The organism is Streptococcus sp. A22 (genome assembly GCF_043674215.1).
GTDB lineage: Bacteria > Bacillota > Bacilli > Lactobacillales > Streptococcaceae > Streptococcus > Streptococcus suis_V.
On the sequence record NZ_JBIMJQ010000010.1, the window covers coordinates 40,027 to 62,253 of the forward strand.

Consider the following 22,227-nt stretch of genomic DNA (forward strand, 5'->3'; position numbering starts at 1 on the left):
TCACCTCGTTACAGAATATTATAACACAATTTGGTATAATGGAAGGTACAATGTTTTGAAAGAGGCAAAGGATGAAATTACAAGAAGGTGTTGAGCTTCATTTTATTGAATCAGATAAATTCACGACCAATCGAATTCGTGTGCGGTTTGCGGCGGAGATGAGTGAACAGACGGTTGCAGGACGTGTATTGGTGGCGAATTTGCTAGAAATGGGCAATCAAGATTATCCTAGCGCCCAACGCTTGCGGATGCGTTTGGCAGAACTCTACGGAGCTCATTTTTCAACTTCTGTATCAAAGAGAGGACGAGTTCATTTTGTGGATTTGACGATTTCCTACATCAACCCTCACTATTTGCCTGAACAAGAGGATATTACCGGTGAGATTATTGATTTTCTTGAGGCCTGTCTCTTCAAACCTTTGAAGAACGGCAGTGCCTTTAAGGAAGATGTCTTTGCAGTTGAGAAAAATAATCTAATTAGTTTTTTAGAAACTGAGGTGGAGGACAATTTTTATCATGCGGATGTTGAGATGAGTAAACTTTATTATGAGGATGAGGCAGTTCAAATTCCCCGTGTTGGACGGATTGATTTGGTTGAGCAGGTAACGGCGGAGACGGCCTTCAAAACCTATAGTAACATGCTGCGCTTGGATAAGATTGATATTTTCGTTCTCGGTCAGGTAGACCAGGCTTTGGTGCAAGAAAAGTTTTCATCTTTCAGTTTTAAATACCGTAACCCCAAGTTGGAATTAGAATACCAGCAAGCTTATTCTAAGGTTACTAGGGAGAGAGTTGAGCGAAAAGAGGCTCGTCAATCGATTTTAGAACTAGCTTACCATTTACAGGTGGTTTACAATGATGTAAACTATCCAGCCTTATTGGTTTTCAATGGTTTACTGGGTGCTTTTTCCCATTCAAAATTATTTATGAATGTGCGGGAAAAAGAAAGTTTGGCCTATACGATTGGCAGTCAGATTTCAATCTTTTCAGGAATGTTGAAGATTTATGCCGGTATCAACAGACAAGATAAACTCAAGGCTATCAAGTTGATTAGACAGCAAGTTATGGCTCTTAAGCAAGGGAAGTTTACAGAGGATGACCTAAATTTGACAAAAAATATGCTGGTTCATTCTGCAACTCTGGCCCAGGATAGGCAAAATAATCTACTGGAACAAGTTTACAATCAGGTCACCATGGGTCAAAGGAATGTGACATGGGGAGAGTGGATTGAGGCTGTAAACAAGGTATCTAGAGAGGACATTTTACGAGTTGGTCAGCTGGTGCGTTTACAGGCTGTTTACTTCATGGAGGGCATTAAAGAATGAGAATTAGAAGAAAAAAGTACCCCTACATGAAGGAAGTACTCTACTATGCGACAGTTGACAATGGGTTGACAGTTACCTTTCTTCCCAAAACAGATTTTAAGGAAACCTATGGTATCTTGACCACAGAATTTGGTGCCCTTCATACTCATTTTAAAAAGAAGGGACAGGAATATTCCTATCCTGAAGGGATTGCTCATTTTCTGGAGCATAAATTATTTGAGACTGCTGATGAAGATGATGTGATGAATTTGTTTGCGGATTTGGGGGCTAGTGCCAATGCCTATACTAGCTTGAGGCAGACTAGCTACCTCTTTTCAACAACGGAAAATGTTTTGGAATGTCTGGCCTTGCTCCAGCAGTTTGTCCGTGAGCCACATTTTACGGCTGAAAATGTGTCCAAGGAGCAGGGGATTATTGGTCAAGAGATTGAGATGTATCAGGATGATGCGGACTACCGTCTCTATACAGGTATATTGTCGTCCCTTTATCCAGAAACAGCCCTGGCTCACGATATCGCTGGCACGATTGAATCTATCAAGGCTATCACTGCTGAGGATTTATATGAAAATTTTGAGACTTTTTATCATCCTTCAAAAATGAGCCTGTTTGTCATTGGGAATTTTGATGTTAAGAAGGTCTGGAAACATGTAAAAACTTTCCAGCTTGCCCAGAATGATACAGAGATTGAGCCGATTGAGCATTTGCCGGTTAAAAAGTTGGATATTTTGAAAAATCGGACTGAGTATTTTGAAGTGGCCAGCCCTAAATTGGCATTAGGTCTGAGAGGCAACGATTCCATTTCTCTCGCTCACTTACCATCCTATCGAATCAGCCTGCAACTTTTGTTTGCCATGCTTTTTGGTTGGACATCACAGCGTTACCAGACCTTGTATGATCAGGGGAAAATTGATTCGTCCTTCCATTTCCAGGTTGAGGTAACACCAGACTATCATCATGTCATTTTTTCAGCGGATACCAAGGAACCAATCAGTTTATCAGCCAGCTTGCGCAAGGCTGTCAGCCGTTTCGCCAAGGATCCGGATGTTTCGGAGGAACACTTGGCCCTGCTGAAGAAGGAAATGTACGGGGATTTTATCCGTAGTCTCAATTCTTTGGAATTTACGGCCACCCATTTTGTAGCCAATAGTTTGGAGGGGGCAAGTATTTTCGACCTTCCTCAGTTGATAGAATCTATCGGTCTGCAGGATGTCTTGGAAGTGGGTCAAGCCTTTATTGAGAACTGTGATATGACAGATTATATGATTTTTCCGAAATAATTAGCAACTTATCATCGAAATTTCATGAGTTTTTTGTTAAAATATTATATTGAAAATTATTGTAAGTGAGAGGAAACTATGATCCAGAAAAGTATAGGAGAGGTATTGCGGTCTGCCCGAGAGAGTCGCGGTTGGAATTTTGTAGAAATTCAGCGATTGACGGGGATTCAAGCTAAGTACTTACAGGCCTTAGAATTTAATAACTTTGATGTCATACCAGACCCATCCTATACGCGTTCTTTCTTGCAAAAATATGCGGAAGTACTAGACCTAGATGGTGATGTCCTGGTAGATGCTTTTATGACAAATAGTTTGGTCATCTATCATGAGGATGGGCAGGAAGAAGAGCATGCTTCAGAATTAAAACGAAGCTATAAGGTTAGAAAGAAGAAACCGTCGATTTTACCATTGGTTTACCTGCTACTAGCTGCGACCTCTATCTTTATCTTGTTGACCTATGTCGTATTGAATAGAGTTCAGAATCAAGAACGAAAAGAGTTGGCTCCGTCGACTATCCAGGTGGTTTCAGAGAGTTCCCCAGAATCGACAGAGGAAGCAATTGATACATCTTCTACAAGTACAGATGAATCCTCTAGTTCATCTAGTCAAGAGGAGTTGGCTTCAGGGACTTTAACGACCTCGGGTGGTGGCTCAGAGTTGACGGTCGTCCTTTCTGAACACGCGGGTCCAGTTGAGGTGGAACTTTCCGTGACAGATGCTACTAGCTGGGTCAGTCTATCTGATTCAGAAATTGCGGGTGGATTTGTTCTATCTCCAGAAACCAATACAGTCACGGCGACTATTCCAGAAGGCATAAACGCCGCTAATCTGGTTTTAGGTGTGACAGAGGGTGTCTCTATCAAAATTGCTGGCAATAGTTTGGATACGTCAGCCATCACAGCTGATCCTGGAGTTATCTATTTAACGGTTGAATAATATGAAAAAAATGAAAAAAGAAAACATACCCAACGCCTTGACGGTAGGACGGATACTGGTGATTCCGATTTTTATCCTACTCTTGACCGTCTGGAAAGATGCACTGAGCCATTATTTGGCTGCGATTATTTTTGCCTTGGCTAGTGTGACAGACTATTTGGATGGCTATCTGGCCCGCAAATGGCAGGTTGTGACCAACTTCGGAAAATTTGCCGATCCCATGGCTGATAAGATTTTAGTTATGACGGCTTTCATCATGCTGGTGGAGCTTGGTTTTGCCCCTGCCTGGGTGGTGGCTATTATCATCTGTCGTGAGTTGGCCGTGACAGGCCTTCGCCTATTGTTGGTAGAAAATGGTGGTACTGTACTAGCTGCGGCTATGCCAGGTAAAATCAAGACCTTCTCACAGATGTTTGCCATTATTTTTCTCCTATTGCACTGGAATTTGCTCGGTCAAATCACGCTCTATATCGCACTCTTTTTCACCCTCTACTCAGGCTATGATTATTTCAAGGGTGCGTCTTATTTATTTAAAGATACATTCAAATGACAGATATTATCCAAGTAAAGCATCTCAAGTATAAATACGAAGAAGAAGCTGAAAATTATACCTTAAACGACGTGACGTTTCACGTGAAACAGGGGGAATGGTTGTCCATTATCGGCCACAATGGTTCAGGAAAGTCAACGACGGTTCGTCTGATTGATGGTCTTTTGGAGGCTAAGTCTGGAGATATTTTTATCGATGGAGATAAGCTGACTGTTGACAATGTTTGGGACAAGCGTCGCTTGATTGGTATGGTTTTCCAAAATCCAGATAATCAATTCGTCGGGGCAACGGTTGAGGACGATGTGGCCTTTGGTTTGGAAAACCAAGGCATCCCCTTGGCTGAAATGCGTCAGCGCGTCCAGGAGACGCTTGAATTGGTTGGAATGGCTGATTTCAAGATTAGAGAACCAGCTCGTCTATCTGGCGGTCAGAAACAACGTGTTGCCATTGCTGGTGTGGTTGCCTTGCGTCCAAAGATTATTATTTTGGACGAGGCGACCTCCATGCTGGATCCAGAGGGGCGCCTGGATTTGATTCAGATTGTTAAAGATATTAAGGATCAGCATGGCATGACGGTTATCTCCATTACCCATGACCTGGATGAGGTAGCGCTTAGCGATCGGGTTATTGTTATGAAAAATGGTCAAGTAGAGTCGATTTCGACACCAGCTGACTTGTTTATGCGGGACGATTTGGCTGATTTGGACTTGGCCCAGCCCTTTACGGCAGACTTGGCCCAGTCCTTGCGTCAGGCTGGACTAGCTGTTCCGCTCCGCTATTTTACAGAGGAAGAATTAGAGGAAACTGTATGGGAATTCATCTCCAAGAAGTAAGCTATACCTATCAGGCCGGCACTCCTTTTGAGGGGCGGGCGCTTTTTGGTGTTGATTTGGAGATTGTGGACGGGTCCTATACGGCATTGATTGGTCATACTGGATCCGGGAAGTCGACGATTTTACAGCTTCTGAATGGTCTTAATGTACCGACAGAAGGCAGTGTGGTCATCGATGATGTGGTTATCACGGGCACATCTCAAAGTAAGGATATCAAGCAGGTGCGTAAGAAAGTCGGCTTGGTCTTTCAGTTTCCAGAAAGCCAGGTCTTTGATGAGACTGTCTTGCAGGATGTGGCATTCGGTCCGCAGAATTTTGGTGTTTCTAAGGAAGAGGCTGAGAAGATTGCGCGTGAAAAACTGGCTCTGGTTGGTATTTCAGAGGAAGTCTATGACCGCAGTCCCTTTGATTTGTCTGGAGGTCAGATGCGCCGTGTAGCCATTGCGGGCATCCTGGCTATGGAACCGTCTGTTTTAGTTCTGGATGAGCCGACTGCTGGTTTGGATCCGGCTGGTCGTCAAGAGCTGATGGATATTTTCAAGAAACTCCATGCGAATGGGATGACCATTGTCTTGGTGACGCATCTGATGGATGACGTGGCTAATTATGCTGATTTTGTCTACATCATGGAAAAGGGCAAGCTGGTTCGTTCTGGCAAGCCGATTGATGTTTTCCAAGAGGTTGATTTTTTGGAATCGATTCAGCTGGGTGTTCCCAAAATCACCAAGTTTGCTGCCAATCTGGAGCGCAGGGGCTTTGTTTTTGAGCGCTTGCCTATTACGATTGAGGAATTTACAAGGATGGTGACGCATGGATAAGTTAATTTTAGGTCGCTACATTCCTGGTGACTCGCTGTTGCATCGTCTAGACCCTCGAAGTAAGCTCTTGGCCATGTTTGCCTTTCTGTTAATTATTTTCTGGGCCAATAATCTGGTAACCAATGCGCTGTTGATTGCCTTTGTTCTTGGTTTGATTTTGCTCTCTCGCATTCGCTTGTCCTTTTTCATCAATGGTGTCAAGCCCATGATTGGGATTATCCTGTTTACCACTTTCTTCCAGATTTTCTTTACACCAGGAACAAGGGTTTTGTGGGAATTCTGGATTTTCAAATTGTCGGTGGAAGGTTTGCAACAGGCGGCAGTGATTTTTGTGCGCTTTGTCCTGATTATCTTCTTTTCAACTCTCCTAACTCTGACAACGACACCACTTAGTTTGGCAGATGGTATTGAGGCGGGGCTTGCTCCTCTCAAGAAAATCAAGGTGCCAGTTCATGAAATTGGGCTTATGTTGTCCATGAGTTTGCGTTTTGTGCCGACCTTGATGGACGACACGACTCGGATTATGAATGCTCAGCGGGCGCGGGGTGTTGACTTCAATGAAGGAAATATCATTCAAAAGGTTAAGTCTGTTATCCCTATTTTGATACCGCTTTTTGCATCTAGTTTTAAGCGAGCAGATGCCCTGGCGACAGCTATGGAGGCTCGAGGTTATCAGGGGGGCGATGGCCGGACCAAGTATCGGGTACTGGATTGGAAGTTGGCAGATAGCCTAGCAATTCTGACTATGATTTGTTTGGGATTGCTCTTATATTTTTTGAAAACCCCTTAAAAAACGCGAACAATCGTGTTTTTTAGTTTAAAAAAAACAATGCTGTAATATTTGTAATGGAATTATAAAACAAAAGTAATAATCAAGTTGTAAGATAGTTTCAGTCATATGAAAGGAAACTATATATTTTATGACATTTACAAAAAAATTGAAAAATGTAATTATCGGAGTAGCGACCGCCCTCGTAGCACTTACAGCTGGCGTTGCTATCGCTGATACCTACCATTCTGAATTTAGCATTGCTGATTTTGTTGACCAATCTACCAATTCTTCAGCTGTTGCAGCCAAAGAGGATACGATAAAGAAAACATATGAATCCAAGGAAGAGAAAAAGGTTTCTGATGTAAAAAAAGAAGAAAAGAAGCCAGAGAGTACTGAGGAAAGTACGACGACTGAAGCTTCCAAAGCGGAAGAAGTTGCTCCAGCTACAGAAACAAGTCAAGTAGCTAGCCCTGAGACAACCCCAGAAGTACAACAGCCCGTTGTTCAAGTTGCTCAACCTGAATATCAACAAGTACAGGTGCAACAAGTTGCTACTGAAGCTGTCCAAGCCCAACCTGTAGCTCAGGTTCAAGCAGCCCAGCCAGTTGTTACTGTAGGTGTCGGTGAAGCAGCTGCCAAAGAATTTATTGCTCAAAAAGAGTCTGGTGGCAGCTATACAGCTCAAAATGGTATCTACTATGGTCGTTACCAGCTCACAAGTTCTTACCTAAATGGTGATTTTTCACCTGAAAACCAGGAGCGTGTAGCAGACAACTATGTATTGCAACGTTACGGTTCATGGGAAAATGCCTATCAGTCCTGGATTGCCAATGGTTGGTATTAATAGGAATGTTGAAAGTCTAGCTTGCTAGGCTTTTTTTCTTGTCTGTAAGTTCTTCAACTTTACAGAAATTGACACTATCGCTTATAATAGAGTTTCGATAGAAAAGAGAGAAGAAATGAACCTGCAAAAACGAATTTTCCGATTAAATATGGTCATGTTGATTATCTCCATGTTGGCTATCCTGGGAGTCAGCATTTATGTGGCCAATAGCATTTACCAAAACAGGGCTAATATGCAGTCAACTAGCCAACGGACAGCTACTAGTCAGTCGAGTATAGAGCAGTTTACAGGGACTGATTTTGCTAGTCTTGCTAGTCAGTTGGCTATGAATGGGGCCCAGCTCCATGTAGAGGAGGCCGGCCAGGTCCTTTATTCTAATATTGAGGAAGATATTGAAGATTTGGCAGGTGTGACGGTATCCAAGACAGCCCATGTTTCCTATGTAGATGGGGAAGTGGTCATCAGCCGTCTCCTTGTCCAGGAAGGGAAGTATTACCAACTCTATGCACTTTTTGAGGATAGTGATAGTCAATCAGGTTTTTCAGAATTTCAGTCCTTTCTCAGCCAGCTACTCTTAGTTGGTGGGATAGGGATGGTGCTTGTCACCCTTGTCAACTTCCTCTTTACACGTAGAATGCTTGCGGTTATCCTGCGACCGCTCAATCAGCTCCATGCAGCAGTTGAACGCATCAGCCGTGGTAATTATCAAGAGCAGATAGATTACCAGGGTGACCGTGAGTTCGAAGCACTTACAAAGGGTTTTAATAATATGCAGGAGTCTTTGGCAATAGCAGAGCAACAGACCACACTGTACGAGAAGAACCGTACCCAAATGGTAGCAGATATTTCCCATGATTTGCGGACGCCGTTGACTTCTATCAAGGGCTATGCCAAGGGAGTTTTGGACGGGGTTGCCAATACGGATGAAATGAGAGAACGTTATTTGCAGACCATTTATCAAAAATCCCTGGCAATGGAGCAGCTGTTGGAAAAACTTCTTCTCTTCTCAAATTTGGATACTGACCAGATGCCCTTTGATTTCCAAATTGTAGATTTACAGGAAATCTTGACAACTTATTTGACAGAAAAGCAAGTCGAGTTTACAGATGGTCAGGTACAATTTATAGTAGATTTGGTTCCTCAAACTCCTGTGAAAGTAGATATTGTGCAGTTTAAGCGAGTCTTGGATAATCTGTTAGAAAATGCTCGGAAATATGCAAAAGTTGATAATCTTGTCATCACCTTGACAAGTCGTGTAAAGGGAGAAAAACTTGAATTGCTATTTGCTGACAATGGTCGTGGTGTCTCGGAGCAGGCAAAAGACAGATTGTTTGAAGCATTTTACAGGGAGGACCAGGCCAGACAGGGGGCGGACGGCCATGGACTTGGCCTAGCCATTGTCAAAGATATTATCGAGAGACTAGGCGGCAGTATCAGGGTTGATAACTGTGACGGACTAGTTTTTACTATTTTACTGCCTTTGGAGAAAGAGAATGACTAGAATTTTAATTGCAGAAGATGACTTGGAGATTGCCTACCTGGAAAGAGATTATCTGGAAATGCAGGGCTATGAGGTGGATCTGGTCCATGACGGTGGACTAGTTGAGGAAGAAATTCAAAAAGAAGATTATTCTTTATTGCTGTTGGATGTGATGTTACCTAATAAAACGGGCTACGACATTTGCAGAGCCATTCGGGAGCAGGTTGATTTTCCTATTTTAATGGTGACTTCTAAGCAGGAGACAATTGATGTGGTGCGTGGCCTGGGCTTAGGTGCGGACGATTATATCAGCAAACCCTTTGATCCGATGGAGTTGGTGGCGCGTGTCAAGGCTCATTTGGCCCGTTATCAGCGCTTGGCCAAACCCTCAGAGCAAGCAGAGATTGTCCTTGGCGACTTGACCATTTATCAGGAAAATTGGAAGGTTATCAAGGCTGGTCAGGAAATCAAGCTACCCAACCGTGAGTTTGAGTTGCTTGTTTATCTGGCAAAACATCCCAATCGTGTCTTTTCAAAAGACCAGTTGTTTGAGAAAATTTGGGGATTTGACTATGTTGGAGATAGTGCTACGGTGACGGTTCACATCAATCGCCTGCGGGATAAGTTGGGTTCAGACCTGATTGAGACTGTATGGGGAGCTGGCTACCGACTCAATGGATAATTTATTTAGATTCGTTTAGAATTTGTTTAGAAATTTTCATCCTCATGTTCATACTTGTCAGCTATACTTATCTTATCAGCCAATGAGCTGGATAAATGAAATGAGGTCATAAGAATGGAAAACAAACACGAAATTATTGAACACGATGCAGTTGCTAAACAAGGTTTTTGGCAGAAAGCTAAGTCAAAAATTATGGGCATGACTACCAAGCAGCTAGTTTTTCTGGCTCTAGGATTGGCAGTTTTGAGTGGTGCTGGTATGATTGCGGCTGAAGTGTTTGACAATCAATTGGAGATAGCAGAGGATAAAGTCGAGCGTCAATTAGGATTGGAACAAGATTTAGATGATAAGATTGTCACTATCCCTTCTTCTACAAATACAGCTACCAATACTAGCCAGACAGCTCCTGCAACGAGCCTGGAAGCCTTGGCAAATGCCTACGGTGTAAACTTAGTTGACAAGTCTGAACTGGATGGCACCTATACAGCAACCGCTGGAAATGACCAGTATACCCTGACTGTAAAGGGCAATCAGGCAACTCTTGTTGAATTGGATACTGATGGTGAGCAGGATTTGGAACAAATTATCTTTGACTTGGATAAGAAGCTGGCCTATGTAGATGGCGAGGCTGAAAGCTATACTTTGGAAGGAAATAATTTAACTTTGACAGAACTTGACAAGGAACTCTTTAACCAACAGGATAGCTTGACATTCACAAAACAATAAGAAAAGGACCGTAGAGGTCCTTTTGTCTTGACAAGGTTGTCAATTTTCGCCGAAGATTTCTTGTGCTAGTCGGCGACCAGTTGGTGTGGCAGCTAGGCCTCCTTCGGCAGTTTCACGGAAGGCGGTTGGTAGGGCAGAACCCACTTGGTACATGGCATTGATAACCTCATCCACAGGAATTTTTGATTCAATTCCTGCCAGTGCCATATCAGCAGCCACCATGGCATAGCTTGCTCCCATTGCATTTCGTTTGACACATGGGACTTCTACCAGACCTGCGACTGGGTCACAAATCAGTCCCAGCATATTTTTAATGACAAAGCAGATAGCTTGACTAGCCTGGTAGGGACTTCCTCCAGCAGCAAGGGTTAATGCCGCTGCTGACATAGCAGAGGCAGAGCCAACTTCTGCCTGACAGCCTCCTTCTGCTCCAGAGATGGAGGCGTTGTTGGCGATAACTAGACCGAAGGCTCCAGCTGTAAAGAGGAAGTCAAGTTGTTGCTCTTCTGTCAAGCTTAACTTGTCAATAGCAACACCAAGAACGGCAGGCAAGCAACCAGCAGAGCCAGCAGTTGGGGTGGCACAGACCAAGCCCATTTTGGCGTTCAACTCATTGACAGCCATAGCATTTCTTGCTGCCGATAGGATAGAGGAATCAGACAGCGTCTTGCCCTTTTTCATATAAGCGTCCAACTTGGCAGCGTCACCACCTGTCAATCCAGAAACGGACTTGCTTTCTGTTAATCCGTCAACAACCGACGCTTTCATGACTGTCAAGTTTCTTGACATGATTGTCAAGATTTCTTCTCGGCTACGCCCTGTCAATTCAATTTCAGTCGCAATCATGAGTTCAGCTACATTGCCAGAAAACTGTTCGGCTTGCTGAACTAATTCTTCGATAGTATAAAACATGTCTTTCTCTTTCTAGTTGAAGAAGGTAACATTGTGCAGATGGGGAATTTTTTCAATTTCTGCAATAGAATTTTCACATTGGCGAGCATCCACTTCGATAATCATAATAGCTTTTTCGCCAGCTTGTTCACGTGTCACGTTCATTTGAGCAATATTGATATTGTATTTTGATAAGATGTCAGTTACCTTGGCAATCATACCTGGAACATCTTGGTGAACGATGATAATTGTCGGAGTGTTCATATTCAGGTTGACAGAAAAGCCGTTGAGCTCCGTTACTTGTATATTGCCTCCACCAATTGAAACGCCTGTGGCTGAGATAGATTTCTTCTCGTTTTTTATGATGATTCGTGTGGTATTGGGATGAGGCGTGTTGCTGTCATTCTTGTTGACACGCCAGTAAACCTTAATACCACGCTCCCGAGCAATATCCAGAGAGTCTGGGATACGAGGATCGTCTGTATCCATGCCTAAAATGCCTGCTACCAAGGCCACATCCGTACCGTGCCCACGATAGGTCTTGGCAAAAGAGTTGTAAAGTTGGAATTCGACCTCGGTTGGCTCATCACCAAAGATGGAAGACACAATTTTCCCAATGCGGACTGCCCCAGCTGTATGGCTGGAAGAAGGTCCAATCATAACAGGCCCGATAATATCAAAGACCGATTGAAATTTTAAATTTGTCATAATTATCCTCACGTTTTTCTTAATACTATTATATCAAATTTTTGATTTGGATAGAATGCCTAGATGAATGGGGTTTCAATACCAAATTCCTGTTTCTTCTCCCTTTTGTGTGGTATAATACAAGTTGTTCAAAATCGACCTTCAAATCGTTTTTTGAAAAAATTTTTGGAATACGACCTTCAAATCGTGATTTCAACGAAAAGATGGGAGAAGATGATGTCAATAGACAATTCGAAAACCCGTGTTGTTGTCGGTATGAGTGGCGGTGTAGATTCATCGGTTACGGCTCTCTTGCTCAAGGAGCAGGGCTATGATGTGATCGGCATCTTCATGAAAAACTGGGATGACACGGATGAAAATGGCTTCTGTACAGCAACAGAAGATTACAAGGATGTGGCTGCAGTGGCAGACCAAATCGGTATTCCGTATTACTCTGTCAACTTTGAAAAAGAGTATTGGGATCGCGTATTTGAGTACTTCCTAGCAGAGTATCGAGCAGGCCGCACACCCAATCCAGATGTCATGTGTAACAAGGAAATCAAGTTCAAGGCTTTCTTGGATTACGCTATGAACTTGGGTGCGGACTATGTGGCGACAGGGCATTATGCTCAGGTGTCACGCGACGAGGACGGCACCGTCCATATGCTACGTGGAGCAGACAATGGCAAGGACCAGACCTATTTCCTTAGCCAACTATCACAGGAACAGTTGCAGAAAACCATGTTTCCGCTCGGCCATTTACAAAAGCCTCAGGTGAGGGAAATAGCAGAGCGAGCAGGCTTGGCGACCGCTAAAAAGAAGGACTCGACAGGCATCTGCTTTATCGGTGAAAAGAACTTCAAAGAATTTTTAGGGCAGTATTTGCCAGCCCAGCCCGGTCGGATGATGACCGTTGATGGTCGTGACATGGGAGAGCATACTGGTCTCATGTATTATACTATTGGTCAGCGGGGCGGGCTTGGTATCGGAGGACAAATAGGTGGGGATAATGCGCCCTGGTTTGTTGTCGGAAAAGATCTGTCCCAAAACATCCTCTATGTCGGACAAGGCTTCTATCATGAGTCCTTGATGTCAACTTCTTTACAGGCTAGTCAAGTCCGCTTTACACGAGAAATGCCTGAAGAATTCACACTTGAGTGTACAGCTAAGTTCCGCTACCGTCAACCAGACAGTCAAGTAACTGTCAAGGTGAAAGGCGACAAGGCAGAAGTCATCTTTGCAGAGCCACAACGAGCAATCACACCAGGACAAGCCGTTGTTTTCTACGATGGACAAGAATGCTTGGGCGGCGGTATGATTGACATGGCCTATAAAGATGGAAAGGCTTGTCAATATATTTAATCAAAAATAAAAGCTTAGCACCCTCATGCTGAGCTTTTTATCTTATCCCCAGAAAGCATCTTCGACTTTTTGGTCGGCTGAGAAGAGCCAAACTTCCTTGATTTTGCCCTCTTCCATACGGAAAAGATCAATACCATTCATGTTTAGTTCTTTACCATCTGTTCGAGTACCGAGGAATGTTACGTTAGCGGCAACAAGAGTATCATTATCTGACACCCAGTTTGTCACTACTTTGAAAGTTCCATTTGTTTTTTCGGCGAAAGTTGCTAGATGTGCTCCGAGTACTTCTTTACCAATTTTAGCACCAGATGTTGAATGATTTCCGGGTTGATGCCAGATAATGTCATCTGCCATAGTTTCAAAAAGAGCTGCAAAATCACCAGCTATGAGAGCATTGTTATAAGCATTAAAAATTTCCAAGTTTGTTGACATTTGATGTCCTCCAATTTTTTTGATATAGTACAATTATAGTGGAAGTAATCAATTATACAAGTAGGTACTTTTGCATTTGTTGGTATCAAAAGTGATACTATTGTGATAAATAAAGGAGAATTTTTTTGAAAAAAGTTAGTGAAAATGGTATTTGCCCTTTTGCAACAACACAAAAAGTCTTGACTGGTAAGTGGGGATTGGTGATTATCTACCAACTCAGTACAGGAACGAAACGCTTCAATGAATTACAGCGACTAATTCCAGGGATTACCCAAACCATGTTAACAAGGCACCTTAGACAATTGGAGGAGGATCGCATTATTAGTCGCACGGTCTATGCAGAAGTCCCACCTCGTGTAGAGTACAGCTTGACAGAAATTGGTGAAAAATTTCGTTCGGTGCTGGATGCTGTTGAGGCTTGGGGCTTAGAATATATTGAAACGTTAACGTAACACCAGATTTGAAATTCTACAAATCTTTTGCTAAAATAAGAGTAACAATTATCATGATGGTCAAAGCTCATGGGAATTGTAGGCTTTTTTGTCCTGCAATTTTCGAGAGTTTTGGCTATTTTTTGCGATTGGGGAGATAAGATGGATTTCAGAACCAAAGTTGACAACCAAATTTTCGGTGTTCGTGCCACTGCATTGCTTATAAAAGACGGGAAAATATTTCTCACGAAGGACTCTAAGGGGCGTTATTATACCATTGGCGGTGCGATTGCAGTCAACGAAACTGCACAAGATGCGGCTGTTCGAGAAGTTAAAGAAGAATTAGGGGTTGACAGTCGTGTCAATCAACTGGCTTTTGTTGTTGAAAATCAGTTTACACATGAAGGTATAGACTTTCACAATATCGAGCTTCATTTTATTGTGGAGCCTGTTGGAGAAATGCCTGAGAAGATGATTGAAGATAACTTGAAACAAGCTTGTGAATGGATAGACGTTGACAAGCTTGTCAACCTAGATGTCGTACCAGCTTTTCTGGCAGAGGAATTGCCAAGCTGGGATGGACAAGTTAGACATATCATGAAGAAGGAGAAAATAACATGACACACACATTTGCAGAAAACTACGATGTCATCGTGATTGGTGCGGGGCATGCGGGTGTAGAAGCGGGCCTGGCAGCCAGTCGTATGGGTTGTAAGACCCTGCTTGCAACTATTAACTTGGATATGGTGGCCTTTATGCCTTGTAATCCCTCCATCGGTGGCTCTGCCAAGGGAATCGTGGTCCGAGAAATTGATGCCTTGGGTGGCGAAATGGGCCGCAACATCGACAAGACCTATATCCAGATGAAAATGCTCAATATGGGTAAGGGGCCAGCTGTTCGTGCCTTGCGGGCTCAGGCAGATAAGGCAGAGTATGCAGCAGAGATGAAGCGGACGGTGGAGCGTCAGGAAAATCTGACCCTGCGTCAAACCATGATTGATGAGATTTTGGTGGAAGAGGGCAAGGTGATTGGTGTCCGCACGGCTACCAACCAGAAATTCTCAGCTAAGGCAGTCGTAGTGACAACTGGTACAGCCCTGCGTGGTGAGATTATCATCGGTGACCTCAAATATTCATCAGGACCTAACAACAGCCTTGCTTCTATCACGTTGGCGGATAATCTGAAAGAATTGGGACTTGAAATTGGGCGTTTCAAGACAGGAACGCCACCGCGTGTTAACGCTCGTACTATTAACTACGAAGTAACGGAAATTCAACCAGGCGATGAAAAGCCAAATCATTTTTCATTCTTGTCCAAGGACGAGGATTATTTACAGGATCAAATTCCTTGCTGGTTGACCTATACCAACGCGACCAGCCATAAGATTATCAACAGCAATCTTCACCGAGCACCCATGTTTTCAGGGATTGTCAAGGGGATTGGTCCCCGTTATTGTCCATCAATCGAGGACAAGATTGTCCGTTTTGCCGACAAGGAACGCCACCAGCTTTTCCTAGAGCCAGAAGGCCGCAACACCGATGAAATTTATGTTCAAGGGCTGTCAACCAGTCTGCCGGAAGATGTGCAGCAGGACTTGATTCACTCTATTAAAGGCTTGGAAAATGCCCAGATGATGCGGACGGGTTACGCCATTGAGTACGATATGGTTATGCCTCATCAGTTGCGGGCGACGCTGGAAACCAAGAAGATTTCAGGGCTCTTTACAGCAGGTCAGACAAACGGAACATCAGGTTATGAAGAAGCAGCTGGTCAGGGAATTGTAGCTGGTATCAACGCCGCCCTCAAGGTACAGGGCAAGCCAGAGCTGATTTTGAAACGAAGTGACGGCTACATAGGTGTCATGATTGACGACTTGGTGACCAAGGGAACGGTGGAACCTTACCGCCTCTTGACCAGTCGGGCAGAATACCGCTTGATTTTGCGTCATGACAATGCCGATATGCGACTGACGGAGATTGGTCGTCAGGTGGGCTTGGTGGATGATGAACGCTGGCAGGTTTTCCAAATCCATAAAAACCAGTTTGACAATGAAATGAAACGCTTGGAGTCTATTAAACTCAAGCCAATCAAGGAAACCAATGAAAAAGTCGTTGCTATGGGCTTCAAGCCCTTGACAGACGCTTTGACTGCCAAGGAATTCATGCGTCGTCCAGATGTGACTTACGCAGATGCGGTAGCCTTTATCGGCCCTGCGGCAGAGGAGTTGGATGCCAAGACCATTGAATTGATTGAAACAGAGGTCAAGTATGAAGGTTACATTGCCAAGGCCTTGGACCAAGTAGAGAAGATGAAACGGATGGAAGAGAAACGCATTCCAGCCGACATCGACTGGGATGACATTGACTCCATTGCGACCGAGGCTCGTCAGAAATTTAAGCTGATTTCACCAGAAACTATTGGCCAGGCTAGTCGGATATCTGGTGTCAATCCAGCAGATATCTCTATTCTCATGGTCTATTTGGAAGGGCGTAGCCGTTCCATTGCCAAAAATAGGGATAAGAAGTAGTCCTTGTGACTGCTTTTTCCTTTGGATTTCAGGGTCATAGCTAGAATTTTTCGGTAATTTATGGTAGAATGGCAGTCAGAGGTTAGTGATGAAAAAATTTCGATTTTCGACAATTCATTTTGTCATGATTGGACTGATTTTGTTTGGACTAGTGGCTGTTATTCACCGCATTTTTCCGACAAGCGTCCTCACAATTTTTGCGCTTTTACTGAGCTTAATTGTCTTAGTTGTGCTCTTTATTTATCAGAAACATTCCTATGAATTTAGCGAACTGGAGCAGATTGAATATTTAAATAGTCAGGCAAATTCTGGTCTCATGAAGCTTTTGGATCAGATGCCGATCGGTGTGATTAAGGTTCAAGCAGAGACCAATCAAGTCGAGTGGTTTAATCCTTTTGCGGAGTTGATTTTCGCTCAGGAAAATGGTGAATTTGACCAGAAAAAGCTACGTGAAATTATTGATGTCGGTCTAGATGAAGATAGGGTTTATGCTAATTTTTCTGGAAAACGCTATGCGGTCAATGTTGATTTTGAACAGGGCTTATTTTACTTTTTTGATGCCTCCAATGAATATTCTGCAACCAATAGTTTGATTGGCAGTCGACCAGTTATCGGGATCATTTCGGTGGATAACTATGATGAGCTGGAGGATACAATAACGGATTCTCAGATTAGCCAGGTCAATTCTTTCTTGGCTCAGTTTGTGTCCGATTTTTGTAATGGTTATGGCATTTACTACCGCCGTGGTTCTATGGATCGTTTTTATTTTTTCACGGACTACGGTGTTTTGGAAAGTTTGATTGAAGATAAATTTTCGGTCATTGACAAGTTTCGTGAAGAGGCTAAAAAGTTAGAATTAAGCCTAACGCTTAGTATGGGGTTGGCTTACGGGACAACCAACCATCATCAAATTGGTCAAGTTGCCCTGCAAAATCTGAACATGGCAGAGGTCCGTGGTGGTGACCAGGCTGTTGTCAAAGAGAATGACGACCGTAAACAACCGCTCTTTTTTGGTGGTGGCTCAGCATCATCTGTCAAACGTACTCGTACCCGTACTCGTGCCATGATGACAGCGGTGTCTGATAAGCTCAAGTCAGTCGATGCGGTGTTTGTAGTCGGACATCGAAACTTGGATATGGATGCTCTGGGCTCCTCTGTTGGGATGCAGTATTTTGCGCAAAATATCATGAACAATGCCTATACGGTCTATAACCCCGATGAGATGGCCCCGGATATTGTTCGTGCGATAAAAAAATTGAGCGATGAGAATTGTTCGAACCTGCTTACAATTCAAGAAGCCAAGCAGATGGTTACTTCCCACTCTCTGATGATCATGGTGGATCATTCTAAGATTGGCTTGACCTTGGATAAGGAATTGTATGATTTGTTTACCCAGGTTATAGTCGTAGACCACCATCGTAGAGATACGGATTTCCCTGATAATGCTATATTGACCTATATCGAGAGTGGTGCAAGTTCAGCCAGTGAGTTGGTGACAGAGCTTATTCAATTCCAGAATGACAAGCGCCACAAGCTTAATCGTCTTCAGTCAAGCTTGTTGATGGCGGGGATTATGCTGGACACCAAGAATTTTACCTCGCGCGTGACCAGTCGGACCTTCGATGTGGCTAGCTATCTGCGTACTCGCGGTAGTGATAGTCTGGAAATTCAGCAGATTTCAGCGACAGAATTTGATGAATACCGTCAGATTAACGAGCTGATTTTGCAAGGACAGCGGTTTGAACCCCAAATCGTCATTGCCCGTGGCAAGGAAGGAACGAAGTACGATACAGTCGTTCCAAGTAAGGCGGCGGATACCATTTTGGATATGGCAGGCATTGAGGCAGTCTTTGTTCTGACGGAAAATACTCAAGACTATGTGGCGATTTCTGCAAGAAGCCACAGCAAAATCAATGTCCAGCGGATTATGGAGGAAATGGGCGGAGGCGGTCACTTTAACCTGGCTGCAGCCCAAGTCTACGACCTTACAATGGATCAAGTCTATGATAAATTGACGGATACGATTCGTCAGGAACTTAGTGAAAGTTAGGAGAGAATAGATGAAAGTTATCTTTTTAGCAGACGTAAAAGGCCAAGGAAAAAAAGGCGAAATCAAGGAAGTGCCAACAGGCTATGCCCAAAACTTTTTGATTAAGAAAAACTTAGCCAAAGAGGCAACTACCCAGGCTATAAGTGCCCTGCGTGGTCAAGAAAAATCAAAAGAAAAAGCCCATGCCGAGCAGGTTGCAGCAGCAGAAGCCATCAAGGAAAAGCTGGCTGAGGAAGCTACCTTGGTCAAATTTGTCGAAAAAGTGGGTCCAGACGGACGTACCTTCGGCTCTATTACCAGCAAGAAGATTGCCGAGGAATTGGAAAAACAATTTGGTATCAAGATTGACAAGCGTCATATTCAATTGGACCACCCAATTCGTGCGTTGGGTTTGATTGATGTTCCTGTGAAAATCTATCAGGATGTAACAGGCGTCATCAATTTGAGTATCAAAGAGGCTTAAACTATTTGATTTTTAGTCATATTGGTGAGGAGGTGAAATCTTGGCAGAATTAGACGAATTGAGGGTACAGCCCCAGGATATTTTGGCGGAACAGTCGGTGTTGGGTGCCATTTTCCTAGATGAGGGCAAGCTGGTCTTTGTCCGTGAGTATATCGAGGCTGAAGACTTTTTCAAGCACGCCCATAAGCTGATTTTCAAGGCAATGATTGCGTTGGCGGACAAGAATGAGGCCATTGATGCGACGACTATGCGTAACTACTTGGTCAATCATGGTGACTTGGAAAATATCGGTGGCTTGGCTTATTTGGCAGAGATTATTAGTTCGGTACCGACGGCGGCCAATGCGGAGTTCTATGCCAAGATTGTCGCTGAGAAATCCAACCTGCGTAAGTTGATTGCTCGTCTGACAGAGGCTGTTAATCAGGCCTACGATGGAGCTGACGGGTCGGATGATATTATTGCCAATGCAGAGAAGGCCCTGATTGATGTCAGCGAAGGAGCTAGCCGTAGCGGTTTCAAACGGATTGACGATGTCCTCAATATCAACTTTGATAATCTGGAAACCCGTGCCAAGCAGACTTCGGACATTACGGGGATTGCGACGGGCTATCCTGCACTGGATGCAATGACGACAGGACTCCACGAGGAAGAGTTGATTATCCTTGCGGCCCGTCCTGCGGTGGGGAAAACGGCCTTTGCCCTCAATATCGCGCAAAATATCGGGACCAAGCTAGGCTTGACCGTCGCCATATTTTCTTTGGAAATGGGTGCAGAGAGCTTGGTGGACCGTATGCTGGCCTCGGAAGGGGTTATCAATTCGCGTGCCATTCGTACGGGTCACTTGACTCAAGAAGAGTGGAACAAGTATATGGTGGCTCAAGCCAATTTAGCGCGGGCTAGCATTTATATCGACGATACACCGGGTATCAAAATTACGGAAATTCGCTCGCGGTCGCGGAAATTGGCCCAAGAAACCGGCAATCTCGGTTTGGTTTTGATTGACTATTTGCAATTGATTACAGGGACTGGTCGTGAAAACCGGCAACAAGAGGTTTCGGAGATTTCCCGTCAGCTGAAAATTCTGGCTAAGGAGTTGAAAGTGCCGGTTATTGCCCTCAGTCAGCTGTCTCGTGGAGTTGAGCAACGGCAGGACAAACGTCCAGTTCTTTCTGATATTCGTGAATCGGGTTCGATTGAGCAGGATGCGGATATTGTTGCCTTCCTCTACCGTGATGATTATTATGAGCGGGGTGAGCAGGAAGACGGTGGTATTCCCAATAATACGGTCGAGGTTATCATCGAGAAAAACCGTTCGGGTGCGCGTGGCACCGTGGAACTCATGTTCCAAAAAGAGTATAATAAATTTGCAAGTATTTCCAAGAGAGAGGATGGATAGAGCATGAGTGATGCATTTACAGATGTTGCCAAGATGAAGCAAATCAAACAGGATATTAAGGACCATGAAGGACAAATTGTGGAATTGACCCTGGAGAATGGGCGTAAGCGTGAAAAAAACAAGCAAGGTCGGATTATCGAGGTCTATCAGTCACTCTTTATTGTGGAGTATGAGGATCCCAACAATACCTTTGTGGAATCTTATACCTACTCAGACATCTTGACGGAGAAGATTTTGATTCATTATTTGGATTAACTAATATAAAGGCTTTACAGAGCCTTTTTTTTGTGTTATACTAATCTTTGTGCGAAATAACAGCAGGGCAAAATGAAGCTCGTCAACAGAAGGTCAGCAAGAAGAGTAATCGTTGCTGTTTCGATGAAGGCCTCCTGCACGAATCAGGTTTGCTTAAAACGTTATTTCCTACAAATAATTTTTATATTTTATTTTAGGAGGACATAACACATGTCACGTTATACAGGACCATCTTGGAAACAAGCTCGTCGTCTTGGCTTGTCATTGACAGGTACAGGTAAAGAATTGGCACGTCGTAACTACGTACCAGGTCAACACGGACCAAACAACCGTTCTAAATTATCAGAATACGGTTTGCAATTGGCTGAGAAACAAAAATTGCGTTTCTCTTACGGTTTGGGTGAAAAACAATTCCGTAACTTGTTCGTACAAGCTACTAAAATCAAACAAGGTACCCTTGGTTTCAACTTCATGCTCCTTTTGGAACGTCGTTTGGACAACGTTGTTTACCGTCTTGGTTTGGCAACTACTCGTCGTCAAGCACGTCAATTCGTAAACCACGGTCACATCCTTGTTGACGGCAAACGCGTTGACATCCCTTCATACCGCGTTGAAGTTGGTCAAGTAATCTCAGTTCGTGAGAAGTCAATCAAAGTTCCAGCTATCCTTGAAGCTGTTGAAGCAACTCTTGGCCGTCCAGCTTTCGTATCATTTGATGCTGAAAAATTGGAAGGTTCATTGACTCGCTTGCCAGAGCGCGACGAAATCAACCCAGAAATCAACGAAGCACTTGTCGTAGAATTCTACAACAAAATGCTCTAAGATTTGTTCAAAGTTAAAAGCCCTATTCTGGGCTTTTTCCATATCAATTAGGAGGAAAAATGGTACGAAAATTCATTGGCATTGTACTAGTCATTCTCGGTCTGACATCAATCATTTACTTTGTCAAGTCAACAAGTCAACCTGTTAATGCTGCGTCTGAATATGCGGAAGCTGTTAAGTCTTATCAAGAACTAAGTATTGACCAAGTAGAGAATAAATTAGCAAACAAGGATTCATTTTTCTTGTATGTTGGTCGGGAATCTTGTCAATATTGTAGAGCCTTTGTTCCCAAATTGAGTCAAACAGTTGAACAAACACAACAAACTGTCTATTATTTGGATAGTGAAGAAGATCCAACTGGTCAATTAGAGCAGTTTCTAAAGGCAAGTGGTATCGAAACGGTTCCAAGCTTGTTATATATTGAAGGAGGAAAAGCAGTTTCCATACTTCAAAAAGGTAGTCAGGCTACAATAGAAGAAATTGAGCAATTTTTTGCACAATTCGACAAATAAGACAAGTAATAAGAATGCACTGGCAATAGCTTGTGCATTTTTGGTTTTACTGCACAATTTCATTTGTTCCTTTAGAATATGTACCTTTGTCAATGATGTGAGACCAAAAAGGTGATTTTGAAGTTATCCATTTGTTAAGCTTTACTAGGAGCTAG

Annotated in this window: 24 protein-coding genes; 21 read left to right on the plus strand and 3 right to left on the minus strand. The window is 43.5% G+C overall.

Annotated elements, in window-relative coordinates; genetic code table 11:
• The first annotated feature begins 71 nt into the window (after positions 1–71).
• The 11 genes from yfmF (at position 72) to ACHBHN_RS05845 (ending at position 10,243) form a co-directional block, all read left to right on the plus strand.
• On the plus strand, positions 72–1,325 hold the full coding sequence (gene yfmF / locus ACHBHN_RS05795; protein WP_394731819.1) for an EF-P 5-aminopentanol modification-associated protein YfmF: 1,254 nt from the start codon (positions 72–74) through the stop codon (positions 1,323–1,325).
• Positions 1,322–2,602, plus strand: a complete 1,281-nt coding sequence (gene yfmH / locus ACHBHN_RS05800) for an EF-P 5-aminopentanol modification-associated protein YfmH (protein WP_394733781.1) — start codon at positions 1,322–1,324, stop codon at positions 2,600–2,602. Before yfmF ends, yfmH begins: the two co-directional genes overlap by 4 nt.
• A 105-nt stretch (positions 2,603–2,707) precedes the next feature.
• Complete coding sequence (locus ACHBHN_RS05805; RefSeq protein ID WP_394733782.1) at positions 2,708–3,538, plus strand: helix-turn-helix domain-containing protein; 831 nt, start codon at positions 2,708–2,710, stop codon at positions 3,536–3,538.
• A gap of 10 nt (positions 3,539–3,548) precedes the next feature.
• Positions 3,549–4,088 (plus strand): CDP-diacylglycerol--glycerol-3-phosphate 3-phosphatidyltransferase, encoded by a 540-nt coding sequence (gene pgsA / locus ACHBHN_RS05810; RefSeq protein ID WP_105122462.1) that lies wholly within the window; start codon positions 3,549–3,551, stop codon positions 4,086–4,088.
• Positions 4,085–4,921, plus strand: a complete 837-nt coding sequence (locus ACHBHN_RS05815; protein ID WP_394733783.1) for an energy-coupling factor transporter ATPase — start codon at positions 4,085–4,087, stop codon at positions 4,919–4,921. Before pgsA ends, ACHBHN_RS05815 begins: the two co-directional genes overlap by 4 nt.
• A complete protein-coding gene (locus tag ACHBHN_RS05820) occupies positions 4,897–5,739 on the plus strand; it encodes an energy-coupling factor transporter ATPase (protein ID WP_105122437.1) in 843 nt (280 codons plus the stop codon). Before ACHBHN_RS05815 ends, ACHBHN_RS05820 begins: the two co-directional genes overlap by 25 nt.
• On the plus strand, positions 5,732–6,529 hold the full coding sequence (locus ACHBHN_RS05825; RefSeq protein ID WP_105111326.1) for an energy-coupling factor transporter transmembrane protein EcfT: 798 nt from the start codon (positions 5,732–5,734) through the stop codon (positions 6,527–6,529). Before ACHBHN_RS05820 ends, ACHBHN_RS05825 begins: the two co-directional genes overlap by 8 nt.
• Positions 6,530–6,659: 130 nt before the next feature.
• Positions 6,660–7,355: a peptidoglycan-binding protein LysM gene (locus ACHBHN_RS05830; protein ID WP_238140701.1), complete on the plus strand. Its 696-nt coding sequence runs from the start codon at positions 6,660–6,662 to the stop codon at positions 7,353–7,355.
• 115 nt (positions 7,356–7,470) lie between these two features.
• Positions 7,471–8,856, plus strand: a complete 1,386-nt coding sequence (locus tag ACHBHN_RS05835) for a HAMP domain-containing sensor histidine kinase (RefSeq protein WP_105122436.1) — start codon at positions 7,471–7,473, stop codon at positions 8,854–8,856.
• Entirely contained in the window at positions 8,849–9,517 is a 669-nt protein-coding gene (locus ACHBHN_RS05840) for a response regulator transcription factor (protein ID WP_105111324.1), read from the plus strand. Before ACHBHN_RS05835 ends, ACHBHN_RS05840 begins: the two co-directional genes overlap by 8 nt.
• Before the next feature lie 114 nt (positions 9,518–9,631).
• A complete protein-coding gene (locus tag ACHBHN_RS05845; protein WP_105111323.1) occupies positions 9,632–10,243 on the plus strand; it encodes a DUF3642 domain-containing protein in 612 nt (203 codons plus the stop codon).
• A gap of 39 nt (positions 10,244–10,282) precedes the next feature.
• Here the strand turns inward: ACHBHN_RS05845 and sdaAA are convergent, their stop codons facing one another.
• Both sdaAA and sdaAB read right to left on the minus strand, forming a co-directional pair.
• On the minus strand, positions 10,283–11,155 hold the full coding sequence (gene sdaAA, locus ACHBHN_RS05850; protein ID WP_394733307.1) for an L-serine ammonia-lyase, iron-sulfur-dependent, subunit alpha: 873 nt from the start codon (positions 11,153–11,155) through the stop codon (positions 10,283–10,285).
• A gap of 12 nt (positions 11,156–11,167) precedes the next feature.
• Entirely contained in the window at positions 11,168–11,842 is a 675-nt protein-coding gene (gene sdaAB / locus ACHBHN_RS05855; RefSeq protein ID WP_105122434.1) for an L-serine ammonia-lyase, iron-sulfur-dependent subunit beta, read from the minus strand.
• 216 nt (positions 11,843–12,058) lie between these two features.
• Here sdaAB and mnmA point away from each other — a divergent pair, with 216 nt between their 5' ends.
• A complete protein-coding gene (mnmA, locus tag ACHBHN_RS05860; protein WP_394733308.1) occupies positions 12,059–13,183 on the plus strand; it encodes a tRNA 2-thiouridine(34) synthase MnmA in 1,125 nt (374 codons plus the stop codon).
• Between the two features lie 42 nt (positions 13,184–13,225).
• Here the strand turns inward: mnmA and ACHBHN_RS05865 are convergent, their stop codons facing one another.
• Positions 13,226–13,615 carry a nuclear transport factor 2 family protein gene (locus tag ACHBHN_RS05865; RefSeq protein ID WP_172059394.1) on the minus strand — a complete coding sequence of 130 codons (390 nt, stop codon included), beginning with the start codon at positions 13,613–13,615 and terminating at the stop codon, positions 13,226–13,228.
• Between the two features lie 125 nt (positions 13,616–13,740).
• On the opposite strand from ACHBHN_RS05865, the gene ACHBHN_RS05870 reads away from it, so the two are divergent.
• The 9 genes from ACHBHN_RS05870 (at position 13,741) to traF (ending at position 22,072) form a co-directional block, all read left to right on the plus strand.
• On the plus strand, positions 13,741–14,067 hold the full coding sequence (locus tag ACHBHN_RS05870) for a helix-turn-helix domain-containing protein (RefSeq protein ID WP_105122432.1): 327 nt from the start codon (positions 13,741–13,743) through the stop codon (positions 14,065–14,067).
• A 141-nt stretch (positions 14,068–14,208) separates the two neighbouring features.
• Positions 14,209–14,667 (plus strand): NUDIX hydrolase, encoded by a 459-nt coding sequence (locus ACHBHN_RS05875; protein WP_105122461.1) that lies wholly within the window; start codon positions 14,209–14,211, stop codon positions 14,665–14,667.
• On the plus strand, positions 14,664–16,574 hold the full coding sequence (gene mnmG / locus ACHBHN_RS05880; protein WP_394733784.1) for a tRNA uridine-5-carboxymethylaminomethyl(34) synthesis enzyme MnmG: 1,911 nt from the start codon (positions 14,664–14,666) through the stop codon (positions 16,572–16,574). The genes ACHBHN_RS05875 and mnmG overlap by 4 nt, the downstream gene beginning before the upstream one ends.
• Positions 16,575–16,662: 88 nt before the next feature.
• Positions 16,663–18,624 (plus strand): DHH family phosphoesterase, encoded by a 1,962-nt coding sequence (locus tag ACHBHN_RS05885; RefSeq protein WP_105160727.1) that lies wholly within the window; start codon positions 16,663–16,665, stop codon positions 18,622–18,624.
• A gap of 10 nt (positions 18,625–18,634) precedes the next feature.
• A complete protein-coding gene (gene rplI, locus ACHBHN_RS05890; protein ID WP_105111315.1) occupies positions 18,635–19,087 on the plus strand; it encodes a 50S ribosomal protein L9 in 453 nt (150 codons plus the stop codon).
• Positions 19,088–19,127: 40 nt separating this feature from the next.
• Complete coding sequence (dnaB, locus tag ACHBHN_RS05895; RefSeq protein ID WP_125266284.1) at positions 19,128–20,483, plus strand: replicative DNA helicase; 1,356 nt, start codon at positions 19,128–19,130, stop codon at positions 20,481–20,483.
• Positions 20,484–20,486: 3 nt separating this feature from the next.
• Positions 20,487–20,738: a Veg family protein gene (locus ACHBHN_RS05900; RefSeq protein ID WP_105111313.1), complete on the plus strand. Its 252-nt coding sequence runs from the start codon at positions 20,487–20,489 to the stop codon at positions 20,736–20,738.
• Positions 20,739–20,948: 210 nt separating this feature from the next.
• Positions 20,949–21,560 (plus strand): 30S ribosomal protein S4, encoded by a 612-nt coding sequence (rpsD, locus tag ACHBHN_RS05905; protein WP_002938227.1) that lies wholly within the window; start codon positions 20,949–20,951, stop codon positions 21,558–21,560.
• Between the two features lie 59 nt (positions 21,561–21,619).
• Positions 21,620–22,072: a conjugal transfer protein TraF gene (gene traF / locus ACHBHN_RS05910; RefSeq protein WP_105110266.1), complete on the plus strand. Its 453-nt coding sequence runs from the start codon at positions 21,620–21,622 to the stop codon at positions 22,070–22,072.
• Positions 22,073–22,227: the final 155 nt, after the last annotated feature.

Coding starts and splice junctions, on each gene's coding strand:
- ACHBHN_RS05830 (WP_238140701.1), top strand. CDS start 6,660: ATGACATTTACAAAAAAATTGAAAAATGTAATTATCGGAGTAGCGACC.
- rplI (WP_105111315.1), top strand. CDS start 18,635: ATGAAAGTTATCTTTTTAGCAGACGTAAAAGGCCAAGGAAAAAAAGGC.
- ACHBHN_RS05840 (WP_105111324.1), top strand. CDS start 8,849: ATGACTAGAATTTTAATTGCAGAAGATGACTTGGAGATTGCCTACCTG.
- ACHBHN_RS05835 (WP_105122436.1), top strand. CDS start 7,471: ATGAACCTGCAAAAACGAATTTTCCGATTAAATATGGTCATGTTGATT.
- yfmH (WP_394733781.1), top strand. CDS start 1,322: ATGAGAATTAGAAGAAAAAAGTACCCCTACATGAAGGAAGTACTCTAC.
- sdaAA (WP_394733307.1), bottom strand. CDS start 11,155: ATGTTTTATACTATCGAAGAATTAGTTCAGCAAGCCGAACAGTTTTCT.
- ACHBHN_RS05900 (WP_105111313.1), top strand. CDS start 20,487: ATGAGTGATGCATTTACAGATGTTGCCAAGATGAAGCAAATCAAACAG.
- rpsD (WP_002938227.1), top strand. CDS start 20,949: ATGTCACGTTATACAGGACCATCTTGGAAACAAGCTCGTCGTCTTGGC.
- ACHBHN_RS05820 (WP_105122437.1), top strand. CDS start 4,897: ATGGGAATTCATCTCCAAGAAGTAAGCTATACCTATCAGGCCGGCACT.
- ACHBHN_RS05885 (WP_105160727.1), top strand. CDS start 16,663: ATGAAAAAATTTCGATTTTCGACAATTCATTTTGTCATGATTGGACTG.
- yfmF (WP_394731819.1), top strand. CDS start 72: ATGAAATTACAAGAAGGTGTTGAGCTTCATTTTATTGAATCAGATAAA.
- ACHBHN_RS05875 (WP_105122461.1), top strand. CDS start 14,209: ATGGATTTCAGAACCAAAGTTGACAACCAAATTTTCGGTGTTCGTGCC.
- ACHBHN_RS05825 (WP_105111326.1), top strand. CDS start 5,732: ATGGATAAGTTAATTTTAGGTCGCTACATTCCTGGTGACTCGCTGTTG.
- sdaAB (WP_105122434.1), bottom strand. CDS start 11,842: ATGACAAATTTAAAATTTCAATCGGTCTTTGATATTATCGGGCCTGTT.
- pgsA (WP_105122462.1), top strand. CDS start 3,549: ATGAAAAAAGAAAACATACCCAACGCCTTGACGGTAGGACGGATACTG.
- ACHBHN_RS05845 (WP_105111323.1), top strand. CDS start 9,632: ATGGAAAACAAACACGAAATTATTGAACACGATGCAGTTGCTAAACAA.
- traF (WP_105110266.1), top strand. CDS start 21,620: ATGGTACGAAAATTCATTGGCATTGTACTAGTCATTCTCGGTCTGACA.
- mnmA (WP_394733308.1), top strand. CDS start 12,059: ATGTCAATAGACAATTCGAAAACCCGTGTTGTTGTCGGTATGAGTGGC.
- ACHBHN_RS05815 (WP_394733783.1), top strand. CDS start 4,085: ATGACAGATATTATCCAAGTAAAGCATCTCAAGTATAAATACGAAGAA.
- ACHBHN_RS05865 (WP_172059394.1), bottom strand. CDS start 13,615: ATGTCAACAAACTTGGAAATTTTTAATGCTTATAACAATGCTCTCATA.
- mnmG (WP_394733784.1), top strand. CDS start 14,664: ATGACACACACATTTGCAGAAAACTACGATGTCATCGTGATTGGTGCG.